Annotated in this window: 28 protein-coding genes; 16 read left to right on the top strand and 12 right to left on the bottom strand. The window is 36.1% G+C overall.

Translation table 11 applies throughout. The features are described 5' to 3' along the window. Positions 1-37: 37 nt before the first annotated feature. The 3 genes from ACJJVP_RS02040 to ACJJVP_RS02030 all read right to left on the bottom strand — a co-directional run bounded on the left by ACJJVP_RS02040 (position 38) and on the right by ACJJVP_RS02030 (position 3,010). Positions 38-877, bottom strand: coding sequence for an alpha/beta fold hydrolase (locus ACJJVP_RS02040; protein WP_405410383.1), 840 nt, complete (start codon positions 875-877; stop codon positions 38-40). 66 nt (positions 878-943) lie between these two features. Further along, a complete protein-coding gene (locus ACJJVP_RS02035; protein ID WP_036152225.1) occupies positions 944-1,501 on the bottom strand; it encodes a hypothetical protein in 558 nt (185 codons plus the stop codon). Positions 1,502-1,504: 3 nt separating this feature from the next. After that, complete coding sequence (locus tag ACJJVP_RS02030) at positions 1,505-3,010, bottom strand: helicase HerA-like domain-containing protein (protein WP_405410381.1); 1,506 nt, start codon at positions 3,008-3,010, stop codon at positions 1,505-1,507. Positions 3,011-3,181: 171 nt separating this feature from the next. Here ACJJVP_RS02030 and ACJJVP_RS02025 point away from each other — a divergent pair, with 171 nt between their 5' ends. Beyond that, positions 3,182-3,814 (top strand): 7-carboxy-7-deazaguanine synthase QueE, encoded by a 633-nt coding sequence (locus tag ACJJVP_RS02025; protein ID WP_405410380.1) that lies wholly within the window; start codon positions 3,182-3,184, stop codon positions 3,812-3,814. A 5-nt stretch (positions 3,815-3,819) separates the two neighbouring features. On the opposite strand, the gene ACJJVP_RS02020 is transcribed toward ACJJVP_RS02025, so the two are convergent. Both ACJJVP_RS02020 and ACJJVP_RS02015 read right to left on the bottom strand, forming a co-directional pair. Beyond that, positions 3,820-4,731: a hypothetical protein gene (locus ACJJVP_RS02020; protein WP_405410378.1), complete on the bottom strand. Its 912-nt coding sequence runs from the start codon at positions 4,729-4,731 to the stop codon at positions 3,820-3,822. A gap of 45 nt (positions 4,732-4,776) precedes the next feature. After that, positions 4,777-5,490 (bottom strand): class I SAM-dependent methyltransferase, encoded by a 714-nt coding sequence (locus tag ACJJVP_RS02015; protein ID WP_405410376.1) that lies wholly within the window; start codon positions 5,488-5,490, stop codon positions 4,777-4,779. A gap of 75 nt (positions 5,491-5,565) precedes the next feature. Between ACJJVP_RS02015 and ACJJVP_RS02010 the strand changes: the two genes are divergently transcribed. The 4 genes from ACJJVP_RS02010 to ACJJVP_RS01995 all read left to right on the top strand — a co-directional run bounded on the left by ACJJVP_RS02010 (position 5,566) and on the right by ACJJVP_RS01995 (position 7,633). Next, positions 5,566-6,057, top strand: coding sequence for a YkgJ family cysteine cluster protein (locus ACJJVP_RS02010; RefSeq protein WP_405410374.1), 492 nt, complete (start codon positions 5,566-5,568; stop codon positions 6,055-6,057). A gap of 118 nt (positions 6,058-6,175) precedes the next feature. After that, positions 6,176-6,421, top strand: a complete 246-nt coding sequence (locus tag ACJJVP_RS02005) for a DUF6364 family protein (RefSeq protein WP_036152235.1) — start codon at positions 6,176-6,178, stop codon at positions 6,419-6,421. After that, on the top strand, positions 6,418-6,831 hold the full coding sequence (locus tag ACJJVP_RS02000) for a type II toxin-antitoxin system VapC family toxin (RefSeq protein ID WP_405410373.1): 414 nt from the start codon (positions 6,418-6,420) through the stop codon (positions 6,829-6,831). Before ACJJVP_RS02005 ends, ACJJVP_RS02000 begins: the two co-directional genes overlap by 4 nt. A gap of 85 nt (positions 6,832-6,916) precedes the next feature. After that, positions 6,917-7,633 (top strand): tRNA-uridine aminocarboxypropyltransferase, encoded by a 717-nt coding sequence (locus tag ACJJVP_RS01995; protein ID WP_405410371.1) that lies wholly within the window; start codon positions 6,917-6,919, stop codon positions 7,631-7,633. Between the two features lie 2 nt (positions 7,634-7,635). Here the strand turns inward: ACJJVP_RS01995 and ACJJVP_RS01990 are convergent, their stop codons facing one another. Further along, positions 7,636-8,406, bottom strand: coding sequence for an SHOCT domain-containing protein (locus ACJJVP_RS01990; RefSeq protein ID WP_405410370.1), 771 nt, complete (start codon positions 8,404-8,406; stop codon positions 7,636-7,638). Positions 8,407-8,763: 357 nt separating this feature from the next. Between ACJJVP_RS01990 and ACJJVP_RS01985 the strand changes: the two genes are divergently transcribed. After that, a complete protein-coding gene (locus ACJJVP_RS01985) occupies positions 8,764-9,636 on the top strand; it encodes a sterol desaturase family protein (RefSeq protein WP_405410368.1) in 873 nt (290 codons plus the stop codon). Here ACJJVP_RS01985 and ACJJVP_RS01980 read toward each other — a convergent pair. Then, on the bottom strand, positions 9,625-10,860 hold the full coding sequence (locus ACJJVP_RS01980; protein ID WP_405416116.1) for an exo-beta-N-acetylmuramidase NamZ domain-containing protein: 1,236 nt from the start codon (positions 10,858-10,860) through the stop codon (positions 9,625-9,627). The two genes, ACJJVP_RS01985 and ACJJVP_RS01980, sit on opposite strands and share 12 nt — an antisense overlap. Before the next feature lie 3 nt (positions 10,861-10,863). On the opposite strand from ACJJVP_RS01980, the gene ACJJVP_RS01975 reads away from it, so the two are divergent. Continuing rightward, entirely contained in the window at positions 10,864-12,105 is a 1,242-nt protein-coding gene (locus ACJJVP_RS01975) for an ABC transporter permease (protein WP_405410367.1), read from the top strand. Between the two features lie 17 nt (positions 12,106-12,122). Here ACJJVP_RS01975 and ACJJVP_RS01970 read toward each other — a convergent pair whose 3' ends face one another. Together ACJJVP_RS01970 and ACJJVP_RS01965 are read right to left on the bottom strand one after the other, a co-directional pair. Beyond that, positions 12,123-12,416, bottom strand: coding sequence for a type II toxin-antitoxin system RelE/ParE family toxin (locus tag ACJJVP_RS01970; RefSeq protein WP_405410365.1), 294 nt, complete (start codon positions 12,414-12,416; stop codon positions 12,123-12,125). Continuing rightward, positions 12,403-12,645 carry a type II toxin-antitoxin system ParD family antitoxin gene (locus ACJJVP_RS01965; RefSeq protein ID WP_405410363.1) on the bottom strand — a complete coding sequence of 81 codons (243 nt, stop codon included), beginning with the start codon at positions 12,643-12,645 and terminating at the stop codon, positions 12,403-12,405. The genes ACJJVP_RS01970 and ACJJVP_RS01965 overlap by 14 nt, the downstream gene beginning before the upstream one ends. Positions 12,646-12,777: 132 nt before the next feature. Between ACJJVP_RS01965 and ACJJVP_RS01960 the strand changes: the two genes are divergently transcribed. Genes ACJJVP_RS01960 through ACJJVP_RS01935 form a run of 6 tightly spaced genes read left to right on the top strand, consistent with a single transcriptional unit; the run spans position 12,778 to position 19,262 of the window. Next, positions 12,778-14,073, top strand: coding sequence for a M20/M25/M40 family metallo-hydrolase (locus ACJJVP_RS01960; protein WP_405410362.1), 1,296 nt, complete (start codon positions 12,778-12,780; stop codon positions 14,071-14,073). Then, positions 14,066-14,851 (top strand): aldose 1-epimerase, encoded by a 786-nt coding sequence (locus ACJJVP_RS01955; RefSeq protein WP_405410361.1) that lies wholly within the window; start codon positions 14,066-14,068, stop codon positions 14,849-14,851. Before ACJJVP_RS01960 ends, ACJJVP_RS01955 begins: the two co-directional genes overlap by 8 nt. 27 nt (positions 14,852-14,878) lie before the next feature. After that, positions 14,879-15,652 carry an SOS response-associated peptidase gene (locus ACJJVP_RS01950; RefSeq protein WP_405410359.1) on the top strand — a complete coding sequence of 258 codons (774 nt, stop codon included), beginning with the start codon at positions 14,879-14,881 and terminating at the stop codon, positions 15,650-15,652. 3 nt (positions 15,653-15,655) lie between these two features. Beyond that, entirely contained in the window at positions 15,656-16,000 is a 345-nt protein-coding gene (locus ACJJVP_RS01945) for a TfoX/Sxy family protein (RefSeq protein ID WP_405410357.1), read from the top strand. Positions 16,001-16,049: 49 nt separating this feature from the next. After that, entirely contained in the window at positions 16,050-17,798 is a 1,749-nt protein-coding gene (locus tag ACJJVP_RS01940) for a SulP family inorganic anion transporter (RefSeq protein ID WP_036152258.1), read from the top strand. Positions 17,799-17,852: 54 nt separating this feature from the next. After that, complete coding sequence (locus ACJJVP_RS01935; RefSeq protein ID WP_405410355.1) at positions 17,853-19,262, top strand: rhodanese-like domain-containing protein; 1,410 nt, start codon at positions 17,853-17,855, stop codon at positions 19,260-19,262. A 10-nt stretch (positions 19,263-19,272) separates the two neighbouring features. On the opposite strand, the gene ACJJVP_RS01930 is transcribed toward ACJJVP_RS01935, so the two are convergent. From ACJJVP_RS01930 to ACJJVP_RS01920, 3 genes are all read right to left on the bottom strand, one after another. After that, positions 19,273-20,637, bottom strand: a complete 1,365-nt coding sequence (locus ACJJVP_RS01930) for an exonuclease domain-containing protein (RefSeq protein WP_405410353.1) — start codon at positions 20,635-20,637, stop codon at positions 19,273-19,275. Positions 20,638-20,924: 287 nt separating this feature from the next. Then, positions 20,925-21,131: a hypothetical protein gene (locus tag ACJJVP_RS01925; protein ID WP_405410351.1), complete on the bottom strand. Its 207-nt coding sequence runs from the start codon at positions 21,129-21,131 to the stop codon at positions 20,925-20,927. 284 nt (positions 21,132-21,415) lie between these two features. Then, complete coding sequence (locus ACJJVP_RS01920; protein WP_405410349.1) at positions 21,416-21,592, bottom strand: hypothetical protein; 177 nt, start codon at positions 21,590-21,592, stop codon at positions 21,416-21,418. 547 nt (positions 21,593-22,139) lie between these two features. Between ACJJVP_RS01920 and ACJJVP_RS01915 the strand changes: the two genes are divergently transcribed. From ACJJVP_RS01915 to eutC, 3 genes are read left to right on the top strand one after another with little or no spacing between them, the layout of a single operon-like run. After that, positions 22,140-23,459, top strand: a complete 1,320-nt coding sequence (locus tag ACJJVP_RS01915; protein WP_405410347.1) for an amino acid permease — start codon at positions 22,140-22,142, stop codon at positions 23,457-23,459. Between the two features lies 1 nt (position 23,460). Continuing rightward, entirely contained in the window at positions 23,461-24,831 is a 1,371-nt protein-coding gene (locus ACJJVP_RS01910; RefSeq protein WP_405410346.1) for an ethanolamine ammonia-lyase subunit EutB, read from the top strand. Then, positions 24,828-25,568 carry an ethanolamine ammonia-lyase subunit EutC gene (gene eutC, locus ACJJVP_RS01905; RefSeq protein WP_405410344.1) on the top strand — a complete coding sequence of 247 codons (741 nt, stop codon included), beginning with the start codon at positions 24,828-24,830 and terminating at the stop codon, positions 25,566-25,568. Before ACJJVP_RS01910 ends, eutC begins: the two co-directional genes overlap by 4 nt.

Here is a 25,568-nt window from a genome sequence, read left to right as displayed (position 1 = left end):
AAAAGTGACTTTTGGGTGTGCTATATACGATTAGAAATTATCCTTCTAAGAAAGAAACAATCTTTTCGTTTACCCCATCTTGGTGCATAGAATGCCCTAAGCCTTCCGTACTTACCAATTCACTTCCTTTCCAATGCTTATGAACATCTACGGAGGCGTGATACGGAGCGATCATATCTAACTTGTCATGAAAAAGTAATCCTTTTTTCTGGTTAGTTTTAACAAATTTGGAACTTGAAAACTCTTCTACCGTAAATTGGAATTTGTTGTACACTAAGTCTTTTAATGCTTTTAAAACCTTATCGTTGAAGCCTAACAGGTTTTTGTAATGCGCTAGTATCTCATGAAATTCTGAGGGAGAACCAATGGTAACTATTTTTTCAATGGTTTTGTTAGGGTGTAAAGACTCATTGTATAAAATGGTCATGCCACCCATGGAATGCCCAATAACCGTTGTTGGTCTGTATTTGGTTAATACTTGTTGCACGGTATCGGCATATAACGGTACATGAAGGTTGCCACCTGAGGAATACCCGTGTGCAGGGGCATCAAATGCTATAATATTATAATCTGCTTCCTGTAATTTTTCTATGAGTTTATGCCAACGCCAGGTATTGCTTTCCCAGCCGTGCACCAGTAATACGGTATCTTTGCTTCCGGGCCAGTTGTATATTTGAATATCATTTTTATCCATTGATAACACCTCAAATTTGGCATTATCCAAAAACGTTTTTTGGTTAGGTAGTACACGACCTTTTCTAACCTTTATAAATACTAGAAAAGCTTTTTTTGCAGCTTTCTTTGGCGAAAACCATACAAGAAAATTAAGATAGTACCCAATTAACTTAGGGATGAGTTTTTGAAGAAATACAGGCACTTGCTAAAATTTAAAATGTAAAAGAAAATATTCTTCAGATGATTCACCTGAAATGTTAATGAGAAATCAATCCCAACCTACCATCATGTATTTCACTTTTGCTGCATCTGGTATTTGAACTTCTTCAATATTGCTATTGGCATTATACCTTAGGCTTTCTGGCAATTCTTTTTTGTCTATGGTAAAATAGAGGTCGCTGTCCTTTAGTAACACCACTACGTTGTTAATGGATGTAATGATTTTTTTAATTGGATAGTTTTCTCTTATCTCCTTAAATGTGCTCAGTTTTGAAATACCCTTGTCCGTCTTAAATCTTTCATCATTGATCAATACATTCTGTATGGTGGCAATGCTATCGTTATTAGGTGTAAGGGTTAATAGTAAAGCGCCGGCACCTCTTTCAAAGATTCTAATTTTACTGGCTCCACTGCCAATTTTAAGTTTCACGGTATCTTGAACCACAGAATCTTTTTCAAAAATCAATTCTACATCTCTGGCTAAACTTTCTTTGGATAATTTGCCCACCTTATCACCAGAAATTACAAAATCCGTATTTGTTTCACCCGCACAATTAATAAGAAGTGCGCAACATAAAATCAATAAAAGGGTATATTTTAATCTCATATCTTATCTCATCACTTTTTTCAACACTCCAAGTACGCCTCTAATAAAAGTAGCACTCGTTAATACTTTTATTACCGGATTTTGCCTTGTGCTAGTTCTACTTGATGTTTTTCTAGCAGCCGGTTTATCCTTTTCTTTTTCCGCTAACTTTTCTGCCTTTTCAATCTTTTCGTTCAAGATTTCATAAGCACTTTCTCTATCGATGATCTCACCATATTTTTTAACCAATGAAGAACTATCTATAGCTTCTGCCAATTCTTTTTTAGTCAATACATCCATACGGCTCATAGGTGCTCGCAATAAGGTAGCGGCAAGTGGTGTTGGTCTACCTTTTTCATCTAGGGCAGAAATTAAAGCTTCACCAATACCTAAAGATGTAAGTACCTCTTTGGTGTCATAATACGCTGACTCCGGATAGTTTTCTGCGGTCAATTTGATCGCTTTTCTATCTCTAGCGGTAAAAGCCCTTAACGCATGTTGTACTTTTAAACCTAACTGGGATAATACATCGTTTGGTACATCTGTTGGGTTTTGGGTTACAAAATACAAACCAATACCTTTTGAACGTATCAGTTTAACAATACTTTCTATTTGATCCAACAGTGCTTTTGAAGCTTCTTTGAAAATAAGATGCGCCTCATCTATAAAAAGAATCAATTCTGGTTTGTCACTATCTCCCTGCTCTGGGAAGGTATCGTATATTTCTGCCAGAAGACTTAACATAAATGTCGAGAACAACTTTGGTCTGTCTTGAATATCTGTCAATCTTAAAATATTGATATATCCTTTGCCTTCTTCGTTAATACGGGTTAGGTCATTTACATCAAAAGATTTTTCTCCAAAGAACAGCTCGGCACCTTGCTGTTCCAACTCAATAATTTTTCTAAGTATGGCACCGGTAGAGCTTGTGGAGATCCTACCATATTCTTTGGTAAAATCCGCTTTCCCAGCTCCGGTAGCGTATTGCAGTACTTTTTTGAAATCTTTTAAATCTAGCAATGGCATTTTTTGGTCATCGCAGTATTTGAATACTACAGAGACAATACCGGATTGCGTGTCAGAAAGATCAAGAATACGTGATAATAAAACAGGGCCGAATTCAGAAACCGTAGCTCTCAATTTTACTCCGTCTTGTTCAGATAACGAAAGTATTTCTACGGGGAAACTACTTGCTTCAAAAGGGAAACCTATTTTAGCATGGCGTTCATCAATTTTTGCGTGACCGGGACTAGGTTGTGCCAATCCACTTAAATCCCCTTTTAAATCCATTAGCATTACAGGAATACCCTTATCAGATAAATTTTCTGCCAAAACCTGTAGCGTCTTTGTTTTACCGGTTCCTGTAGCACCTGCAATAAGCCCGTGTCTATTTAATGTTTTCAACGGAATTTTTACAAAAGCATCTTTAACAGCTTCGCCGTTAAGCATTGCTGCACCCATATTTATGTAGTCTCCTTTTGTGGAATATCCTTTTTCTATATGGTCAAAAAAATCTTCGGTGCCGGCCATTTTATATATTTTCGATAAAAATAGTGGATTTTTAACCAAACCTAAAGACATGTGCAGCCTTAAATATCACGACTTTTTAACATTTAATGTGCGAACAGTAGGTGCCTGAGTACAGAATTTACAGATGTGCGCTTCTAATAGAATTTGTCAACTAAAACGTATCTTTGCCGAATGAAAAATGAGGAGGTACTTGAAAAAGTGAATAAAGGGGTGTATTTACCATTAATGGAAGAATTTTACACTATACAGGGTGAAGGCTTTCATAAAGGAACTGCAGCTTACTTTATTCGTGTTGGTGGGTGTGATGTTGGTTGCCATTGGTGCGATGTAAAAGAGAGCTGGAATGCAGAAACGCATCCGCCTACTGCGATTGAACAAATTGTTGATAATGCAGCAAAGTATTCTGATACTATTGTTATTACCGGTGGAGAACCTTTGATGTGGGATATGAATCCGATCACAAAAGCATTAAAGGATAAAGGTCTAAAAACCCATATAGAAACTTCTGGTGCCTACACGCTTTCTGGCGAATGGGATTGGATCTGTCTATCGCCAAAGAAAAACAAATTACCTGAAGGTCGTATTTACGACGAAGCTCATGAACTTAAAGTTATTGTGTATAACAAGCATGATTTGATTTTTGCCGAAGAGCAAGCAGCGAAAACCAATGCGAATTGCATTTTATACCTGCAGCCAGAATGGAGTGTTAGGGATAAGGTAGTGCCAATGATCGTAGATTACGTGATGAATAATCCAAAATGGAAAGTGTCATTGCAGACGCATAAATACTTGAATATTCCTTAAGGTATTTAATTTCTTCCGCCGTTTGCGCGAATATCCAATAAGCATTCTGCATCTAAAGGAACTGTATTTGTAGTTTTGGCAGTATGCTGTTGTAGTAAACTTAAAACTGTTGTTCCAGATAATCTACAGCCAGATTTTATACCGTCCTCATATTGGGCAAGGGAATTTGATAGTAAAGATTTACCAGATGAACCGCCAAATTGTAATTCAGCACGCATAAGACAACCAGCTTGGTTGCAATGGTTATCAGGAACTAATTGTCCGTCTTCATTTTCAGATTCAGACTGGTGATCGTTGACCATTTCGGTCCCTAGGTCAACTAAACCGAATAGGTGTCCAAATTCATGGTTCAAAGTAGTCGTCTCTACATCTGCCTCACTAATAGATGAGCTTAAACTAGCTAAATCTCTTACCGTAACTTCATGTATTACCATAGAGGTATTCCGGTAAACAGCACCTAAAGTCACCAAACCACCATCAAGATCGTCACCTTCAGCAGGTGCATCGGCAAAGTAAATATAGATAGCCAATGTGCTTCCTGTATTAAAGGCTGTTCTGTTAGAGGTTTCTAAATTTGCTATTTCTTGTAAGGTAAGGTCATCTTCTGATGGACTGGATAATTCGTTATACACCAGTTCAATATCTTCTTTAAATGTATGTTCTTTTAGGTACTCGGTGAAATCTGCTATAGCAGCTTCAGTTGGTTTAAAACCGGTAACGTATGCTATTTCTATTAAGAGCTTATCAAAATTATCATTAGAGAGAATATCGTTCGCAGAATCTCCGGTAGCCAAAAGATTGGCGCTTTTATCTACCTGAGCAGTAGTGCTGTCATCGTCAGAATTGGAAGAGTTTTTAGAGCAAGAAACGGCAAGTGCCAAAATGCCAACTAACAGTAAACTTTTGAACTTATTCATAAAATTGTTTTGTACAAATAGGATAACGAAAAAAAAGGGTCGCTATTACTTCATATGTGTCAATCTTGTTAAATAGTCGAAATGTTCGCCTTCCATTACAAGTTCACATGTTAAATTACTATAATTTGCCGCTCTTTGTAAAGTGTTATAGTCTACATATAACCAAGGGAAAGATTCACTTTTTTCCTTTTTGTATTCCATTTCAAAGCTTACTTCGCCGTAATAATTAACGTTATCGGGAATCCAGTAGCCACCATCTTCGTCATCTTCGAACATGTAAATAATGTCGCTGGAATCTAGTAGAATTTGTCCGTCTTCTTTTAAAAGCGATTTCAATTTAGAGAAGAAAGGTTCCAATCCGTCTAGCGTGCCTGCCAAACCGACGCCGTTCATTAAGATTAGAATCGTATCGAATTGCTCTCCTTCATATTTTAAGAGTTCGGAGTGTGTAGTGTTTTTTAATCCGCGAAGTGTACTGACTTCAATTGCGCCTTTAGATGCATCTAGCCCAATGACCTTAAAACTTTTTTCTTGTAAATACAGCCCATGGCTACCGGCACCACAACCAACATCCAGCACTTTGCCTTTGCATAATTGTAAAGCCTTTTGCTCTAGCTCTGGCATTTCTTTAAAACCCCTGAACATATAGGGTAACGGTAAAACATCATCTTCAAGCAGAGATGAATATGTGGTAATATCTTCGGTATAATTACCGTTCTGATAATCTAAAAGTGCCGTACCTAAAATGTCCTTGTTCAAAATTCTTGTATTTCTAGTTGCAAAAGTCTCAATTTTTGGTGCTACTTCGCTAGTTTTGAAGAATTAATTTCGAACATGGAAGAGGTTTTACGTGAACTGCCGCAAAAGGCAAAAGAAAAACATAACGAGAATAAAAAGTTCTTTGTCAAGCTAAGGAAGAAGCCGCCAAAGAATCTGGACTATATCATGCAAGAACTTCATGAGGCGGAATTTGAACGAACCGATTGTCTTACCTGTGCTAATTGTTGTAAGACCACAGGACCATTATTTACCAATGCAGATGTGGAGCGTATATCTAAGTCGTTTAGAATGAAACCACAGAAATTCATTGAAACTTATTTACGCATTGATGAAGAGAACGATTATGTTTTGCAACAAACGCCCTGTACTTTTTTAGGAGCCGATAATTACTGTTCTATTTATGACGTTCGCCCAAAAGCGTGTCGCGAGTTTCCTCATACCGATAGAAAGAAGTTTCAGCAAATAAGTAATCTTACCCTAAAGAATGTAGCTATTTGCCCTGCTGCTTTTAATATTGTGGAGGAAATGAAGAAGTTGATTAAATAAATTGTTGATGGTTTGGGGTTATATAGCAAATAAATATTGATAATAATTAATAGTTAGGCAGAAGAAAAAAACTATCTTTACGTAAAAAATTATTAAATTTGTACGTAATATAAAATTTATGGACAAGAAATTGACATTAAGTTTAGATAAAACAATTATCGAAAGTGCTAAGTATTATGCTAAATCGAATAATATTAGTTTGTCTAAACTTATAGAATCATATTTAATGACACTTACCAAGCAAAAGGATAAATCTATAGAGATAACACCTCTTGTAGAAAGTTTAAGTGGTGTAATTTCTCTAGATAAAGATTTCGATGTTAAAGATGCGTATTCTGACTATTTGATTGATAAATACAAATGAACAGATTGCTAATTGATACCAATATCGTTATTGACCTGCTTTCAAGAAGAGAAAAATTCTATGATGAAGCAGCCGAATTATTTTCTCGTGCTGATAAAAAAGAACTAGAACTTGCTATATCATCGTTAACTTTTGCAAACACCAATTACATTCTGTCTAAACTCAAATCTCCAAAAGATGCGAGGCAAGTTTTGAGGAAATTTAAGGTGCTTGTTGAGGTTTTAAGTTTAGATGATAAAATAACTGAACTGGCTTTGAGTGATGAAAAATTTCCTGATTTTGAAGACGGACTACAATACTACTCTGCCATTGAAAATCAAATAGATATTATTATCACACGTAATAAAAAAGACTTTAAAAATTCGAATATTCCCGTTCTAACTGCAAAAGAATTTTTGGCTCGAAAATAATACCTTCAGCTATTAACTACTACAATAATTAGGGGTGTAACTTATTTTCATCATAGCAGTTAAAAATATTATAAGAAACTTGCCAGTGCTACTAAAAAATCCAAGAGTACAATGTTACAAATGCATGCGGCCATCCAGCACCTGTATTTGTAAACACATTAGTACTATTAAGACTAAAACACGTTTTATTATACTCATGCATCCAAAAGAGTATAAGAAAGAAAAGAATGGAACTGGGTGTATGACGAATCTTCAGCTTGAAAATTCAGAGATTATAGTTGGTGTCGATTTTAGTAATAATGCGCGTGTAAATGAAATATTGACGGCTGAGAAAAGTTCTTTCTTGCTCTACCCAGGTAAAAGAAGTTTTAACCTTTCTCAAAGAAATGGTTCTGAAATGAAATCTTTTATGGGTAATGGTGCTAACTTCTTCATTCTTGATGGTACCTGGCCTTGCGCCCGTAAAATGCTCAAACTAAGTACGAATTTGCAAAAGTTGAATAGAGTAAGTTTTGATAATAGTATAGCATCCAAATTCACTATCAAGCAGCAACCCGAAGCACTTTGCCTAAGTACTATCGAGTCAGTATATACAGTCTTAAATTTATTGAATATGGGTGGGGTAGAGCAATGCGATACTACAGATTTTCTACTTCCTTTTGAAAAGATGATCGAACATCAACTCGACTATATGCTGAACCCGAACAATAAAAATTATAGTTCAACAGCAATCATAGAAATTGGTCCTAAGACTATGTATAAGACGAATACAGAGAGAAATGTTGTTTTTGAGTTGGAATAGATTTATAATCTATTTAATAAATCTGTTTTTTTATTGTTAAACTCTTCTTCGGATAGAATTCCTTTATCTTTTAAATCAGCTAGTTTTTCTATTTTTTCGAAAATGTCTTCTTCAAAATCATTGCTAATTTTTGAGGATTCTTGAGTAAAAGGTTCTGGTTCGTTTTGTACAATAGGTTGTTTGTTTTCTTGTTGTGGTTTAGGTGTTTTGTCCTCTCCAGATACAACAGGTAAAGAATTTAAATCTACCGCACCATATTGACTAGTAAAAGAAACCGAATAATTTCCACTTTGTTGTTGTCCTACTCCACCTATTTGATGGTCAAGCGTATTAAAAACAGTAACTTTTCCATTTTCTTGAATCGCTAAACGTCCAATATTAGAAAAAATAGCATAACTAGTATTGTTCTGACTACCTGTAGAATTAGGAAACCCTAAATCTCCCCACCAGTTACCACTAAATCCATTTTGGTTTTGAACTTTAGGTAATGGTTTATACTGTATACCCCCTTGTTGTATAAGATTTGATAACTCTCCACAAAGTCCGTCGACCGTATTTTTCAATTGATTGTTAAACATATCCCCAACCATAGTCATTCCACCTTGCATCCATTGTCCGCCGCCGCCTAATTCATAAATATTAAATTGAGCCATGGTGCCATTACTCCTCATTAGCGTTTGTGTTAAATCTATCACAGCATTCAAACTAATTCCATATCTATTGGCTATGTTGGTGATGTTTTGTAAACTCGGCTCTGTAAATAATGCACTCATATTCTCCTTGTTATTAGGTGATAAAATTATCTTTAAGATAATTTTCCGCAAAGGTACTTTATAATATTGTCTATAAACTTCTTTTTATCAGAAGTTTATAGACAATATTATTTTGATTTTAATTAAAAGAGGTGGTGTCATTTTTTAAATTCAATAATTTGTGAATTTTAAATTTTATCAACGCCACTTCTATTTAAAACCTAACTCTTAATAATATCATCGCAAAATCAATAAAAGTTTATTATATTGGGTGATTAGTTGCGAATTTATTAGAATTGAGATTTTTTATTGATGATAACATAATTAAGTATTGTAATATTTTTTCGCCGCTCATAACTTAAACGACTCACTCATTTAATGGAACAACTTATAGCATATTTCGAATCGATTCCTGCAGCCCACAGATCACTTATTTTAGTTGGAGGAATTACTTTTTTTTGGATACTAGAAGGTATTGTGCCTTTGTTTAACGGTAGCTATAATAAATGGAAACACTCGGTTCCTAATTTCTTTTTTACACTTACTACAATAGTTATAAATTTTCCACTAGCATTTTTATTATTAAAAACTTCTGATTGGGCAGTTGCCAATGATTTCGGAATTATTAATTGGTTACCAGAAATGCCTTTGTGGGCGTATGTATTTTTAGGTGTTGCCTTATTAGATTTAATAGGAGCCTATTTGGCCCATCTGGTAGAGCACCGTGTAAAACCTTTGTGGATGGTTCATTTGGTGCATCATACGGATCATAATGTAGATACTACTACTGCGAATAGACATCATCCTTTAGAAAGCATCATTCGTTATATATTTACCTTAGTAGGTGTTTTTGTAGTTGGTGCTCCTGTAGGTATAATTATGTTGTACCAAAGTCTTTCGGTAGTATTGTCTCAATTTAATCATGCCAACATTAAATTGCCAAAGAGTGTAGACAAAGCTTTAAGTTGGGTGCTGATTTCACCAGATATGCATAAAGTACACCATCATTATGTATTGCCATATACAGATAGTAATTACGGAAACATATTTTCTTGGTGGGATCGTTTATTCGGCACCTACATGCATTTAGATAGAGAGAAAATTGTTTATGGTGTAGACACTTTCCCAGATGAGGTTGCAAACGGACAAATTAGTTCATTATTGAAATATCCTTTTGTTGGGTATAGAAAACCAACAACCGATGGTAGTGACCTTACAGAAATTGTAAGTGAACAGCCTTTAGTAAAGTAGATACTTTGCTCTTATCTTTTTAAACTTTATAATGTCATCTTGCCAAGTCGCTTTTATTTCGGAATTGGTTGCACCGGCTTCAATTTGTTTTTGAAGTCTATCGTTACCAGCGTGTTTGGTGAATCCGCTAGTCAGAAAGAATTTACTTTTATCTACGCAATTGGTATAGGCATCAATAATATAATCCATCGTTACCTCGCCCATACGCTCAGCTTTAGATAAGTCTTTACCGTAGCATATTTTTCCTTCTTCCTTTGGGTATTTTGAGCCGAAATTTGGCTCTGGAGTATAGGTGAAATCATACACTTTTGAATCTAAAAATGAAGCGCCGTAGCGTTGAAACTGAAACTCCGTTCCACGTCCGGCATTAATATTAGTGCCTTCAAACATTCCTAAACTAGGGTATAGCGTAATAGAAATGTCATTTGGTAAGTTTGGAGAAGGCCTAATAGGTAAGCTATAGAAACTTTCATGTGTCCAGTTTTCTAAAGGTATCACAGTTAAGTCCGCTTTCTTATCACCTTTTAACCAATTTTCTTCATTGATCATGTTTGCATATTCACCAATGGTCATTCCATACACTAACGGAATTTTAGTCATCCCAAGAAAAGAGGTATTTGCAGCTTCCATGGTTGGTCCGTCTACATAATGTCCATTTGGGTTAGGGCGGTCCAAAACTAGAACAGGAATTCCTTTTTCGGCACAAGCTTCCATCACCAATTGCATTGTAGATATATAGGTATAAAAGCGAACGCCCACATCTTGTATATCGAATACAACTAAATCTAAACCTTCTAATTGCTCTTGACTTGGTTTTCTGTTTTTACCATGTAATGATATTAAATCTAGTCCTGTTTTAATGTCCTTACTATTGTTCACATGCTCACCTGCATCAAAATTCCCTCTAAATCCGTGTTCTGGGGCAAATACGTGTTTAATATCTACATCCAAAGAAAGCAGGCTATCTACTAAATGGGTATGTCCGCCAGACTTAAATATAACACTGGTTTGGTTGGCGACTACTGCAATTTTCTTTCCTTTTAAAAGTGGTAGGTATGCTTCCGTTCGGTTGGCGGCGACTATAATTTCTTTTGCTTCTTGTTCTATTAAAGGTTCATCGGTTGCTGATGTCGTAATGGCTTGCTCTTTGGTTTCGTTTCCGCAGGTAGCCAATACCAAAAACCATAATAAAACTGTACTTTTGAAATTGGATAAAAATAACATCATTTGAATCTAGAATATTTTATCGCCAAACGGCTTATAAAGGGTAAGGAGCATAAAATTAGCATATCTGCACCAATAATAAAAATAGCCATTGCAGCAATTGCAATAGGGGTTATCATGATGTTGGTCGCTATTGCTACAGGAGGCGGTTTAAAAGAGAAAATACGTGAAAAAGTAACTGCTTTCAACGGTCATGTTCAAATCTATAATTACGACAATAATAATTCTGAAGTTTCTGTCGTGCCCGTGAGTACGGAGCAAGAGTTTTATCCGGACTTCAATATGGTAGATGGTATTGTGCATATACAAGCTGTGGCGACCAAGGCTGGTATTATCCGTACTGAAGAAACCTTTGAAGGTATTATTGCCAAAGGTGTGGGTAAAGAATATAATTGGGAGCCGTTTGATGAATTTTTAATTGAAGGTGTTTTACCTGATTATTCAGGAGAGTTAAATTCTGATGTGCTTATTTCGAGAATAATGGCAAATCGGTTGAACTTAAAAGTGGGGGATTCTTTCTTTACCTTTTTTCTACGGGATGATGCAGCCGATAAAATACCCAACCAGAGAAAGTTTGCCATTACCGGAATCTATGATAGCGGATTTGAGGAAATTGACGGACTCTATATTTTCACAGACATACGCCATATACAGCGCATGAATAAATGGAAAGATACCGAAGTGGGTAATTTTGAAATCTTCCTAAATAGTTTTGATGATATTGATCAAAAAGCGAATGAAATCTATGGCGAAACAGTAGCCAGTTTAGATACCAAAACCATAAAAGACAAGTACTATAAAATATTTGAATGGATAGGCTTGTTCGATTTTAATATCGCATTGATTATTGGTATCATGATTATTGTTGGTGGTATAAATATGATTACCGCATTATTGGTTTTAATATTAGAGCGTACGCCAATGATTGGTATACTAAAGGCGTTGGGCAGTAACAATTGGAGCATTAGAAAGGTGTTTTTGTACAATGCAACCTACCTTATTGCAGTTGGGTTGTTCTGGGGTAATCTTATTGGTCTGGGTGTTATTTTTATACAAGATAAGTTTCGTGTATTCAAATTTCCTAACCCGAAAGAATACTACATTGAGTACATTCCTGTAAGTATAGATTTGTGGACTATTCTTCTTTTAAATGCGGGAGTGTTGCTTCTTTGTTTATTGATGCTTTTGATCCCATCATACATTATTACTAGAATTACACCAGTGAAAGCTATTCGGTTTGAGTAGTGTTGGGAAGGTTTGAACTATAGATGTCCAATAAAGTTCATTCGTTTTCCAAGAACTCTAACTATATAGATTTCGTTCTCATTTTCGAATTGATAGAAAATGACGTGGGCTTTATGATTATAGAATTTCAATCCGTTGGCTATGGTTGAAGCATCTTTTGCCAATGTAGGTCTGTCGGATAATTCAATTAAAAAGTTTTCTAACTCCTGCAAGTAAGTGGTTGCGGGCGATTGTCCAAAAGATTTAATTCCATATTTATAAATAGCAATTAAATCTCGTTGCGCTTTTGCAGATAAATTATAGTTTGCCATTGTCTACTTGCTCAATAATATCACTGATTTTTAATGAGCTTCTTCCGCTTTGTAAACCTTCATCAATGGCATTTTTAAGTTCTGCCAATTTCATATTTTCTTGCTGGTCTTTTCTGACTAAATCACGAATATATTCGCTGTCATTGGTGTAATCACCATTTTGGACTTTGAGTTTTATCCAATCGTCTTGCTGATCTGTAAAGGTGATAGACTTTCTTACTGTTGCCATAAAATGTAATATTGGTGCAATATAGCAATTATTTGCACCACTTTTGTTTTTAGAAAAATCCTTTCCATTCTATGTTACTTATTCACTTCATAAATTAAGTGTTTTTGGTAAATTTGATGTAAAACAGACCATATGCATCATAAACTACTATGTACTCTAATTGCTGTGTTTTTATTGACAGGTGTCAATGCACAGAAACTTTCAAAGAACGAGAAGAAGGTTGTTAAATCTATCGAGCAAAATAATGCTGAGGCTTTTTCATTTTTAGAAAAAGTCGTAAACATTAATAGCGGAACCTTAAATCTAAAAGGTGTTGAGATGGTAGGAAAGGAGTTTGCTACCGCGTTCACTGATATAGGTTTTGAAAGTACTTGGATACCTATGCCCGAAGAAATGAATAGGGCGGGACATTTGTTTGCTGAAATAAAAGGCACCAAAGGAAAGAAGTTATTACTAATTGGTCATCTTGATACGGTTTTTGAAGAAGATAGTCCGTTTCAAACTTTTGAAATGGTGAACGATTCTATCGCACATGCACCAGGTGGTAATGATATGAAAGGTGGCGATGTCATAGTGCTGTATGCACTAAAAGCTCTACAACAAAACGGATTGCTAAATGATGCTCAAATTATTGTTGCCTTTACGGGTGATGAAGAAAGTACAGGTAGTCCGTTAGAAAAAAGTAGACACGATTTAATTGAAGCTGCCAAAAGAAGTGACATAGGTTTAGGTTTTGAAAACTCTACCGGTTTCAACTATGCAACTGTTGCCCGTAGAGGTTCTTCAGGGTGGAAAGTTGAGGTAGAGGGCAAGAGAGCGCACTCATCTGGTATCTTTAGTGAAGACACAGGTGCAGGGGCGATTTTTGAAATGTCTAGAATATTAAACGGATTTTATACCGATGTAAAAGGCGAAGATTTATTGACTTTTAATCCGGGTACTTTAGTTGGTGGTACTTTTGTGGAATTCGATGAAATGACCAGTAAGGGAACTGTTTTTGGCAAGACTAATGTAGTGGCGCAAAAAGCAGAAGTCCGTGGCGGATTACGTTTTATATCCGAAGAACAAAAAGAACGCGCTCGAGAAAACATGCGGGCCATAGTGGCAAATAACTTACCACATACATCTGCAACAGTAACTTTCAAAGATAGTTACCCTGCCATGCAACCAACAGAGGGTAATAAGGCGTTACTGACAAAACTGAACAAGGTGAGTTTAGATTTAAAACAAGGTGAGGTTTTGGCATACGATCCAGGTAAAAGAGGTGCGGCAGATACTTCTTTTGTGGCGGAGTATGTAGATTGCTTAGACGGATTGGGAACTATGGGGAATGCTGCTCATACTCCCGAAGAAACAGTGAATTTGAATACTATTGAAGCATTAACGAAAAGAACAGCATTATTAATTTATAGATTGATAAATGAGTAATATAACAACATTAAAAGTAGGTGAACAACAAGTGACAATTGAAGAGGGAGAATTGGTAGGCTACCAAGTTTCTGGTTATGAATTTATGCACCAAAAGGGAAACCCTGGGTGGCGCAGCGTAGATACTGAAATGTTTCCGTTGATCGGACCAACAAATGAGGCAGATTTTAAAGTAAAAACACCTAAAGGTTTTGCTACTCAAGATCAGCATGGTCTGCTACGTGAAATGAAATATAAGTTAATGGAAAGCTCAGCAAGTAAAGCTGTATTTTCTAAAAAATATACAGCAAATACGGCCGTTTTAAATTCAAAGTATCCTAAAAAATCTACCGCAGAGAAGCTGAGCTGGCCTTACGATTTTGAGTTTGTAAAGTCGTTTGAATTAATAGACAACTCGTTGGTGGTTACATTTTCAATTTCAGGTGAAGAGGGCATGCCTTTTATGTTAGGGTATCACCCTGCATTTATGTTGCATAGCAATAATGCTATTATTTCTGCCGGCGAACAAAATATCACCATACCAGAGGTGATGGAAGTTGGTAGTAGAGCATTACAAGTCCCAAATACCGATGTTATTACTTTGCAAGATGAGAAATCGCTACAAATAACATCCGAAGGTTTTAGTCATTTTATGCTTTGGACAGAGGTACCGAATATGGTCTGTATAGAGCCCATAACATTCTATCCGTATGCCGTAGCACAAGAAAATTTGGCGGAAGGTTTTATGGTATTAAAGAATGAGCCTGCAATGTTTAAGGTTGCACTGAAACCTTTGTAGGTAAAGTTTATAGCGAAAATTGGGTGTATGTGTTATGATGTAAAAACAAGCTTAGAGGCGCAGTTAAAAAGGGCAAAACGGAATCAAGATTTAAAGGCAATCGAAGAGATTGTTGAAAAACTGGGACCGTTGACCAATTTGCCGCTTCATCATGCATCGGGCTTTTCGCATCCTGAGGTTTTAATCTATACTAATGAAGACCCGTTTTACCCTATGGTAGCTACTTGGGGTCTTATTCCGCATTGGGTAAATAGTGTTGAACAACAAAAGAAAATTTGGAACAGTACCTTGAACGCTCGGGTAGAAACCATTTTTGAGAAACCTGCTTTTAGGGATGCAGCCAGTGAGAAGCGTTGCATACTCTATGTCGACGGATTTTACGAGCATCAACATTGTAATAAGAAAACATACCCGTATTTCATCCACCGAAAAAATAATGAACCATTAGCTTTGGCTGCCTTATGGTCTGAATGGATTCACCCTGAACATGGTGGCATCGTCAATTCTTTTTCTATCGTAACGACTCTAGGTAATGGATTGATGGCAAAAATTCACAATAACCCAAAATTGAAAGAACCTCGTATGCCCTTAATGCTTTCTGAAGATGTGGAAGAGCAGTGGTTATCTCAAAATACGGACTTTGAACAAGAATTGACTGCGCTTCTGAATAGGGAGAATGATGTGGAATTACAAGCGCATACAGTGGGTAAACTTCGTGGTAAGACCTATGCGGGAAATGTAGCTTCAATTGCTGATGAGGTCAAATACCCTGAACTAGAGGATAACGAATTCAAATTCTAAGCGATGGCATATAGCGAGTATTTGGCAGATAGAGTACGACCACGTCTAAAAGGAAAAGGCGAATTGGACGAAAAGAAAATGATGGGTGGACTCATTTTTATGGTCAATGGTAAAATGTGTATTGGTATCATGTTCGACAAAAAAAGCGAAGAAGATAAGCTAATGGTGCGTGTTGGTAAGCTCAAATATGAAGAACTCCTAAATAAACCCGGTAGCAAACCAATGGACTTTACGGGCAAACCCTTGCGCGGTTTTCTATTCGTTGGTCCAGATGGATTCGACATTGAAGATGATCTAGATTTTTGGGTAGAAAAGGCGTTAGAATTTAATAGACTTTTAAGTATATAAAGTAGTGTTACAAAACTTTCAGGGGCTTTGAAATGATTAAATTTGCTGTGTGAAAAACATTTTCCCTTTTTTGGAATGGGTTTCAACCTATAGGAAAGCCAATTTTATAAAAGATTTGTTGGCAGGTCTTACCGTGGGTATCGTATTGGTGCCCCAAGGTATGGCATATGCTATGATAGCAGGGCTTCCGCCTGTTCACGGTCTATATGCCTCATTATTTCCTGTACTTACGTATGCAATTTTAGGAACTTCAAGAAAAATAGCGGTTGGTCCCGTTGCAATGGATTCTTTACTTGTAGCTGTTGGTTTAGGAACATTGGCAATTACGGGAGTAGAGAATTACATAAAAATGGTGGTGGTACTTGCCCTTATGGTAGGTGTTATCCAGTTTTTGCTTGGTGTTCTACGCATGGGTTTTTTGGTCAATTTTCTATCTAAACCCGTAATTAGCGGTTTTACATCTGCAGCAGCGATTATCATAGTTTTCAGTCAGTTGAAGCATTTATTAGGTATTTCCGTTCCCGGTAGTAATGTGGTCTATGAAACTATGTATAATGTATTTAGTGCACTAGGAACAATTAATTGGGTAGATTTTGGTATCGGTCTTGTGGGTATAGCGCTGTTGTTAGGTTTTAAAAAATGGAATAGAAACATTCCCGGTATATTAATTATAGTAGTGGTGGGGATTATTGTCGTTTATGTATTTCAATTGCAGAATTATGGTATTAAGTTGGTAGGCAATGTACCTAGCGGATTGCCATCTTTTGTAATACCAACTTTAGATGTTGAAGATATAAAGCAATTGGCGCCTATTGCCATTGCATTGGCATTGGTAGGGTATCTAGAGGCGATATCAATTGGTAAAGCTTTACAAGATAAAACGGGTGAAGATACAATTAAGGCGAATCAAGAATTAATAGCCTTGGGCTCTTCAAATATTGTGGGTTCTTTTTTTCAAGGTTATCCGGTAACGGCAAGTTTTTCTAGGTCTGCGATAAGTTATGACGCTGGTACAAAAACCAATTTATCTGCAATTTTTAGTGTCATATTGGTGGTATTGACCTTACTGTTCTTAACTCCCTTATTTAAATATTTGCCAAATGCTATTTTAGCGAGCATCATCATGGTTTCTGTAGTAAAGTTAATAGATATTGCCTACTTTAAACATTTATGGCTCAACCGTAAAGATGAGTTTTTTGTTATGTTGATTACATTTCTGATTACGCTGTTTGTGGGGATTACGCAAGGAATTTTAATCGGCGTTTTGTGTTCTTTATTGTTGATGGTGTATAGAACATCTAAACCGCATTTTGTAGAGATTGGTAATATCGGTAATTCCGACTATTACAAAAATGTGATTCGTTTTGCAGATGAGGTGGTGGTACGTAATGATCTTTTAATAGTTCGATTCGATTCGCAATTGTACTTTGGTAATTCAGCATATTTTAAAAAGCAGTTATTAAAGCATATCAAAGCAAAGGGACCTCAGTTAAAAGGTATTATTTTGAATGCTGAATCCATTAATTATATAGATGCTACCGCGGCAGATATGCTATCGAAGTTAATACATGATATTCGTGAAAGAGGACTTCAATTTTTTATTGCAGGAGCAATAGGACCAACACGAGATATCATTTTTAATACGGGAATCATTAAAGAATTACAGCGAGAGTTTTTATTCGTTAAAACGAAAGAAGCCGTTGATTTTTTCGAGAATCCAAATGAAATTTCATTATTGGCTGCAAAAGTAGCTTATGAAAATAGCAGAATGGCTAGAGCAAAAAGAAGCCTAAATTAAATAAATCTCGTACCTTAAAGGTGAAGAGATATTTTAAAAATAAAAAAGTGTAGAATGAATATAGAACAGATATATACTGGTTGTTTGGCTCAAGGAGCATATTATATTGAGAGTGATGGTGAAGTAGCGATTATTGATCCATTGCGTGAGGTGAGTCCGTATGTGAAAAGAGCCGAAAATGACAATGCAAAAATCAAGTATATTTTTGAAACACATTTCCATGCAGATTTTGTTAGCGGTCATGTAACCTTATCAAAGGAAACTGGTGCGCCTATAATTTACGGTCCTACCGCAAACCCATCTTTTGATGCTATTATTGCCGAAGACGGACAAGAATTTAAATTGGGTAAGATTACGTTCAAGGTGTTGCATACACCAGGACATACTATGGAGAGTACTACCTATTTGTTGCGAGATGAAGACGGTAAAGACCATGCGATTTTTTCTGGAGACACTTTATTTTTGGGTGATGTAGGAAGACCAGATCTAGCACAGAAATCTGCAGACATGACGCAAGAGCAATTAGCAGGTACGCTGTTTGATAGTTTACGAACTAAAATTATGCCGTTGGCAGATGATGTTATTGTATATCCTGCGCACGGAGCAGGTTCTGCATGTGGTAAGAATATGATGAAGGAAACAGTGGACACCTTGGGCAATCAGAAAAACATGAATTATGCCTTAAGGGCAGATATGACCAAAGAAGAATTTGTAAAAGAAGTAACCGACGGGTTGTTGCCACCGCCTAAATATTTTCCTTTGAACGTAAAGATGAATAAGGAAGGTTATGAGGATATTGGTGATGTGCTTGATCGTGGTAATGTTGAGTTGTCACCCAATGAGTTTGAAAAAGCAGCGAACGATACGGAAGCTTTGGTGTTGGATGTAAGACATCAAGATGAATTTGTAAAAGGTCATATACCAAGATCCATATTTATCGGACTTAATGGTGATTTTGCTCCGTGGGTGGGCGATTTAATTGCCGATACCAAACAACCTTTGTTATTGGTGATTCCTGAAGGAAAGGAAGAAGAAGCAATCACCAGATTATCGCGTGTAGGTTTTGATTCTGCTATTGGATATTTAAAAGGAGGTATTGAAGCTTGGAAAGCGGCAGGTAAAGAAATAGACCAAATAACCTCGATTACTTCATCAGAAGCCAAAGACCTAATCGATAAAGGCAATGTCGGTATTTTTGATGTTCGTAAAGATGGGGAATACCTAAGTGAGCATTTGGTAGGGGCTGTTCATACACCGTTGAGCGAACTGAATAAGCATTTATCTGAATTTCCTGATAAGGGAGAATTCTTGGTACATTGTGCCGGCGGATACCGTTCTGTAATAGCATCGTCTATTTTAAAAAGTAGGGGAATTCACAACCTAATTGATGTGAAAGGTGGATATGGTGCACTTAAAAATGAAGATTTAGAAAAGACGGATTACGTTTGTCCTACAACCTTATAATCACTTCAGGTTATAATGCAAATACAGTTGTAGGATGATTTCGTACATAGCTTTCAACAATACGCTGGGTCTCCAGCGTATTTTTTTGTGGTGTAATGAACATTTCAAGGTCTTCAATTTGTTCAATAGCTACATCGATAGGGGCAAACCCGTAACCGGCATAATTATTCTCTCTTATGACCACAAATCCGTTTTCATCCAATGTTCTTCCATTGGTTTTTATGACCAGCGTGGAAGCAACGTCTTTTATACTTTGTAAAGCCTCTTGAACGCGTTGGTTGTATTCTTCTGCCATTTCTAGGTCAGAACAAATACCTATGCACTGCTTTATTTTATAGTGCGAGCAAACTGCCACATTTTCTTGTAAATGGCAATACTTAGGGCAAAGCTCAAAAGTGCTGCATAGCGTTTCTAAATACTGTCTGGCCTCGGTCGGACTATAACAAATAGCAACCGGATTAGGAGTCATCTTTATTTTATTGAACGCAAGATGTATAATGCCATTACGGTCTTCATATGTGAAAATGCCGTATTGTTGAATAGATCTTTTTTGAGCACTGTTATATTTAGGGTAGTAGTGTTTAATTTCAGCTGATTCTTTCAATAAAGCAATAAGCTCATTACCAGTTTCCTCAAAATCTAACGAAGCAGTTTCTGCACAAAGGGTGATTTCTTTTGTCTTTTTATCGTAGAAATGTCCAAGAACTCGTTTTTTTATGTTCTTGGCTTTACCCACATAAATAATTTTTCCCTTTTGATCCTTAAAGTAATATATACCTGCGGTTGTTGGTAGCTTAAGATACTCTTCTTTTGGTAAACCAGGAGGTAAAGTAGCCTCTTGAGATTTTGAATTCAAGAATTGTTTAAAAACCGTGTCTGCATTTTCCGCTCTCAATAATTTATGAAACAATAAGACTGTGGCGTGTGCATCACCTCTGGCGCGGTGCCTATCAGTTAGGGGTATTCCTAATGCTGCTGTTAATTTTCCTAAACTGTAAGAGTTATAGCCAGGTAATAATTTTCTGGATAAACGAACCGTACATAATTTCTTTCTAGAGAAGTCATATCCCAAAAGTTTAAATTCATTTTTGATGACATTATAGTCAAAATTGACACTGTGCGCTACAAAAATGGTGTCTTTGGTAATATCTAGAATCTGTGGAATAATTTCTTCTAACAATGGAGCATTGCGTACCATGTCATTGCCAATACCTGTTAGTCCAGTAATAAAAGCAGGTATTTCACATTCAGGATTTACTAGGGAGGTAAACTCATCTATAACTTCATGTCCGTCATATTTAAATACGGAGATTTCGGTAATGCGATTGCCTTTAATACCGTTTCCGGTAGTTTCTATGTCAATTATCGTGTACAAAAAGAGAAGAATGTATTTAGTACTGCAAAGTTAGTAGAAAATGCAATAATATAGTTGTATCCTCTTAGGGTTTAAGATTTAAATGATAATTGATTATTTAATTAATTATGTAACCTGAAGGGTTATAGAAAAAGATAGGTGTACCCTTACTGTGAAATAGTAATAAAAGCAAGAGAATTGCTTTTTGAATATGAGTGTAGTTAGATTTTATCTAACTGTCTATGTGGTAAAATAAAGATTTATCGGTTAGCCAAAACCAACTAAAATCTATAATTAGTCTAGTGTAATTAATTACTAACGGCAACTATCTTATCACTGCTCGTTACTTCAAAGTTATTATTATCTGAAGTATTTTTTGTAATTACTTTTTCAGCGTTTTCTCTAACTACATATTCTGAAACAAGATCATAGTCCTTCCCGCAAGAAGATAAACTTAATAGAAAAATAACAGCTGCTATAGGGACGAAAAAGGTTTTGGTAGGGTGTAATTTCATGTAATTGGTGATAAAAATTATCTCGCTATTTTATTAGCGCATTCCGAAAATATTTAAACTTTATTCATTAACGACGAAAAGTTGATTTTATTCGATGAAATGCACGTTAATGTTATTAACACCCCTTGTTGATAATAACTATCGATATATTTATTAGCGTATTAACTTATGTGTTATGTAAGAATAACTGGTTTTTTAAGAAAAAAATAAAAACCAAGCCCTTCATTTTCGTTGCTTCTCTAGTTCCCCCGATTTTGATAGGCAATTTCCATGAAGGGCTTGGTCTAAAATATATTCAATGTCTTTAAAAGTTCGGTAGTTTTTTGTTTTCCTCTTTTATGATGAAGTTTAATAATGTGTAATAATTCAGATTCGGTTAGCTCATAGTTTGTCTTCAACGTTTTAATTTTTCGCTCTCCTATTCGTGCTAAAATTTGAAGTTCTTCTTTTTGTCTCTGCATTTTATTCAGTTAAGATCCGCCCTCTTGTGGGGAGGACGGATTATTACAACTAACAACTAACTCAATTAACTGTTCTAAATATTGGTATAAAACTATAGGAAGTCAACTTTCTGAACAATACCCACTAAAGGGTATATTCAAAATAATTATGGTAAGTATTTGGATTTATATAAAAGTTGAATTCTAATTAACTATTATTCTAACAAGTTTTAAAAAGTGCAAAGAATTTAAACTTACCTTGATGTTAAGGTAAAGTTGAACTTAATAAATGAATGCATCTTTGCATCGAGTTTAGAATAAGTTTGAGTTAGTTGAATAACCGGTGCATCCTCATAGTGTATCGGTTTTTTTGTGCCATAGTTTTATTTCTGAGAAAGATTATTCTGCAGTCTATAATTATTGGTATTTGAAAATCAACCTATTATTTTTATCGATTTCATAGTTCTATGTAAATTCTAGTTTAATAAATATGTAGGGTATACATCTTGTCATAATTAATCTTAGCTTTAAGGTGAGCGTTAGTATTCATCACCTTACTCATATTTAAATGAAGATTACCGAAAAGCCTGCCATTTCTAACAAAATTGGAGTTTTTGCCATTTGGGCAATTGGTGTTGGGATGGTAATTTCAGGTGAATCTTTCGGCTGGAATTTAGGTTGGGCCATTACCGGACCATTATGGTTTTTTGTTCCTGTGGCAGTTGCGGCTTTAATGTACTTTGGTCTAGTGCAAAATTTAATTGAATTGGCATGTGTATACCCTAATGCTAATGGTCCGCATTCGTATGTGGAAAAAGCTTTTGGTCAGAAATGGGGCTATTTTGTAGGGTTAGCTATTCTCTTTGAATTTTTATTTGCTACTCCTGCAATTGCCAGTTCTCTCGGTGAATATTTAGGGTTTTTATTAGATGATTTAACGATGTCTCCCTGGATAGCTACACTTTTTATATTGTTTTTCTCTATCATAAACCTTTTTGAAATGCACGTTGGGGTGCGCTTGTTAGTGATTTTGACCTTATTGGCCATTGCAGAATTATTTTTGTATCAAGGCTCGGTCGTTGGCTCTTTTCAGATAGAAAATCTGATGAATTCAGGAGTAGGGTCATTAGATGTTGAGCGTTTTGTTCAAGCTATTCCATATGCTATTTGGTTGTTTTTAGCCATTGAAGGAATATCGCTTATGACCAAATCAATCGATAGAAAGGGGTTTAGAAAAACGATTACCAAGGGGTATAATCTCGCTTTTTTTACCTTATTGACTTTGGCGCTTTTGGTGTTATTCCTTGCCGCTGGAGGTATAGATTGGACATTGCCAGAGAGTTTGGATATACTGAATGAAAATCACCCAATGCCGGCATCTATGGCATTGATTCTGGGCAAAGAGAATTTTTTAGTGCAACTATTTACATTTATTGGTTTATTTGGGCTCATAGCTTCTTTACAAGGAATTGCTTTTGCTGCTACTACGCAGCTAGAACCCTTGCTGCCAGATTTAAAAATCAAAGGGGTTTCTAAAAGAGCCGTTGCTTCTGCGTTGGTTTTTATTATTAGCCTTGTTGCTATTTGGAGTAGCCAAACAGGGTTTTTAATTGAACTGTCGGTATTTGGGGCGGTATGTATGTATTTGGCGGTTAGCGCATCATTATTAGTGTTAAGAAAAAAGAAAGCCTCGGTATTATCATCGTTACCTGAGTTCGATTGGTATCGACATTCAGATTTTAACCCTATTTTCTCAACCGTTAGTGCTATGACTGCTGTAATTATTTCGCTAATTTGTGTATTGGCTTTTGCATACCTTCAATTCACGGCGTTTGTTATTTTTATTGCTTGTAGCTTGGTGTATGTATTTTTAATCCGGAAAAACTAACATGGCTTATCAATTTACATTGGGAAAACAGAATTATCTTTTCGATGATTTGAAATCTGTTTTGGCAAAAGCGAGTCCGTTACGATCGGGCGATGCTTTGGCGGGTTTAGCAGCAGCTAGTAATACGGAAAGAATTGCGGCTCAGTATGTGTTGAGTGAATTGCCCCTAAAAATTTTTTTAAATAAAGCTGTAGTTCCTTATGAATTAGATGAGGTTACTCGTTTAATAATCGATACCCATGATGTCAAAGCTTTTGATAATATTTCTCATTTTACGGTAGGTGACCTTAGAAATTGGTTGCTAGAAAATACTACATCTGGGCAAAATGTTTTAGAAGTTAGCAAGGCATTGACTCCAGAAATGGTTGCTGCCGTATGTAAGCTAATGCGTAATCAAGATTTAATTGCCGTTGCTTCCAAAATTCAGGTAATTACCCGTTTTAGAAATACGGTCGGTTTAAAAGGTCATGTTTCCGTTCGGTTACAGCCCAATCATCCAACGGATGATATGAAAGGGATTTTAGCAAGTACGATAGACGGATTGTTATATGGTTGTGGAGATGCGGTTATTGGTATTAATCCCGCAACCGATAGTCCTAGTGTAACTATTAATCTATTGAAAATGCTTGATGATGTTCGTTTAAAATATGAAATACCTACTCAGAGTTGTGTGTTGTGCCATGTAACTACGGCTTTAAAGATTATGGATAAAGCTCCGGTAGATTTAGTGTTTCAATCCATTACCGGTTCGCAAAAGGCCAACAGTTCTTTTGGTATCGATCTACAAATTTTAAAGGAAGCTCATGATGCTACTTTAGCTTTGGCGAGAGGTACGGTTGGTAATCAATGTATGTATTTTGAAACCGGTCAAGGGTCTGCTTTATCTGCAAATGCTCATCATGGTGTTGACCAGCAAACAATGGAGGCAAGGGCTTATGCGGTCGCTAGACACTTTGATCCTTTTTTGGTGAACTCGGTGGTTGGTTTTATTGGTCCGGAATATTTATTTGATGGAAAACAGATTACCCGTGCAGGATTGGAGGATCACTTTTGTGCCAAAGTTATGGGGCTACCTATGGGTATGGATGTATGCTATACCAACCATGCAGATGCCGATCAAGATGATATGGATAATTTATTGACCTTATTAGGCGTAGCCGGATGTAATTTTTTTATGGGTGTACCCGGTACAGATGATATAATGCTAAACTACCAATCTACCTCTTTTCATGATGCATTGTATTTACGTAAAGTTCTTGGTAAAAAGCCAGCACCGGAGTTTGAAGCTTGGTTGTTGAATATGGGTATTGTTGATGAATTGGGAAATAAGCGTAGTGTGGGTGATACGAATAAATTGTTGTTGAATTTATGAGTAAGAATATATCCATAGCCAATAAATGGCAACAATTAAAAAAACACACTAAGGCGAGAGTAGCTCTGGGCAATGTGGGTACTGGATTGCCGTTGGGCGAAGTACTTGCTTTAAAACATGCACATGCAATGGCAAAGGATGCTATTGTAACCAAGTTAGATGTTGACGGTTTATCACAAAACTGTAAAGAACAAGCAATACCATATCAAATATTCAATAGTGAAGCAAGCGACAGGCTTGTGTATTTAAAAAGACCCGATCTTGGTAGGCAGTTACTTTTCAGTACTAATTTAAAAAAGACTGAAAAGGTCGATATTGTTTTTGTCATTACTGACGGACTTTCGGCAAAAGCGGTAAATACCAACGCTTTTAAAGTTTTAAACCATCTTTTGCCAAATATAAATGAAGATTATTCTTTCGCAATTGCACTTGTTCAACAAGGGAGAGTTGCTATAGGTGATGCCGTAGCGGAATTGTACCGTGCAGATTTTGTAGCTGTATGTATTGGTGAAAGACCAGGTTTGTCCTCACCTGAAAGTATGGGTATTTACACCACGTATAAACCAAAAATAGGATTTACGGATGAGCGTAGAAATTGTATTTCAAATATTCATATCGACGGACTTAGTGGCAAACAAGGTGCTCAACTCCTGCAATATTTAATCGAAAAATCTTTTGCTTTAAAAACTAGCGGAGTAGCATTAAAGCTTGAAGTTGGTGAAATATTAAAGAGCTGA

The organism is Maribacter sp. Asnod1-A12 (genome assembly GCF_045063735.1).
Lineage (GTDB): Bacteria > Bacteroidota > Bacteroidia > Flavobacteriales > Flavobacteriaceae > Maribacter.
This window is presented reverse-complemented; position numbering and strand designations above follow the sequence as displayed.

Coding starts and splice junctions, on each gene's coding strand:
- ACJJVP_RS01945 (WP_405410357.1), top strand. CDS start 15,656: ATGGCATATAGCGAGTATTTGGCAGATAGAGTACGACCACGTCTAAAA.
- ACJJVP_RS02005 (WP_036152235.1), top strand. CDS start 6,176: ATGGACAAGAAATTGACATTAAGTTTAGATAAAACAATTATCGAAAGT.
- ACJJVP_RS01920 (WP_405410349.1), bottom strand. CDS start 21,592: ATGCAGAGACAAAAAGAAGAACTTCAAATTTTAGCACGAATAGGAGAG.
- ACJJVP_RS01910 (WP_405410346.1), top strand. CDS start 23,461: ATGGCTTATCAATTTACATTGGGAAAACAGAATTATCTTTTCGATGAT.
- ACJJVP_RS01960 (WP_405410362.1), top strand. CDS start 12,778: ATGCATCATAAACTACTATGTACTCTAATTGCTGTGTTTTTATTGACA.
- ACJJVP_RS02010 (WP_405410374.1), top strand. CDS start 5,566: ATGGAAGAGGTTTTACGTGAACTGCCGCAAAAGGCAAAAGAAAAACAT.
- ACJJVP_RS02020 (WP_405410378.1), bottom strand. CDS start 4,731: ATGAATAAGTTCAAAAGTTTACTGTTAGTTGGCATTTTGGCACTTGCC.
- ACJJVP_RS02035 (WP_036152225.1), bottom strand. CDS start 1,501: ATGAGATTAAAATATACCCTTTTATTGATTTTATGTTGCGCACTTCTT.
- ACJJVP_RS02030 (WP_405410381.1), bottom strand. CDS start 3,010: ATGGCCGGCACCGAAGATTTTTTTGACCATATAGAAAAAGGATATTCC.
- ACJJVP_RS02025 (WP_405410380.1), top strand. CDS start 3,182: ATGAAAAATGAGGAGGTACTTGAAAAAGTGAATAAAGGGGTGTATTTA.
- ACJJVP_RS01965 (WP_405410363.1), bottom strand. CDS start 12,645: ATGGCAACAGTAAGAAAGTCTATCACCTTTACAGATCAGCAAGACGAT.
- ACJJVP_RS01935 (WP_405410355.1), top strand. CDS start 17,853: ATGAATATAGAACAGATATATACTGGTTGTTTGGCTCAAGGAGCATAT.
- ACJJVP_RS01925 (WP_405410351.1), bottom strand. CDS start 21,131: ATGAAATTACACCCTACCAAAACCTTTTTCGTCCCTATAGCAGCTGTT.
- ACJJVP_RS01955 (WP_405410361.1), top strand. CDS start 14,066: ATGAGTAATATAACAACATTAAAAGTAGGTGAACAACAAGTGACAATT.
- ACJJVP_RS01970 (WP_405410365.1), bottom strand. CDS start 12,416: ATGGCAAACTATAATTTATCTGCAAAAGCGCAACGAGATTTAATTGCT.
- ACJJVP_RS01985 (WP_405410368.1), top strand. CDS start 8,764: ATGGAACAACTTATAGCATATTTCGAATCGATTCCTGCAGCCCACAGA.
- ACJJVP_RS01990 (WP_405410370.1), bottom strand. CDS start 8,406: ATGAGTGCATTATTTACAGAGCCGAGTTTACAAAACATCACCAACATA.
- ACJJVP_RS02000 (WP_405410373.1), top strand. CDS start 6,418: ATGAACAGATTGCTAATTGATACCAATATCGTTATTGACCTGCTTTCA.
- ACJJVP_RS01915 (WP_405410347.1), top strand. CDS start 22,140: ATGAAGATTACCGAAAAGCCTGCCATTTCTAACAAAATTGGAGTTTTT.
- eutC (WP_405410344.1), top strand. CDS start 24,828: ATGAGTAAGAATATATCCATAGCCAATAAATGGCAACAATTAAAAAAA.
- ACJJVP_RS01980 (WP_405416116.1), bottom strand. CDS start 10,860: ATGTTATTTTTATCCAATTTCAAAAGTACAGTTTTATTATGGTTTTTG.
- ACJJVP_RS01950 (WP_405410359.1), top strand. CDS start 14,879: ATGTGTTATGATGTAAAAACAAGCTTAGAGGCGCAGTTAAAAAGGGCA.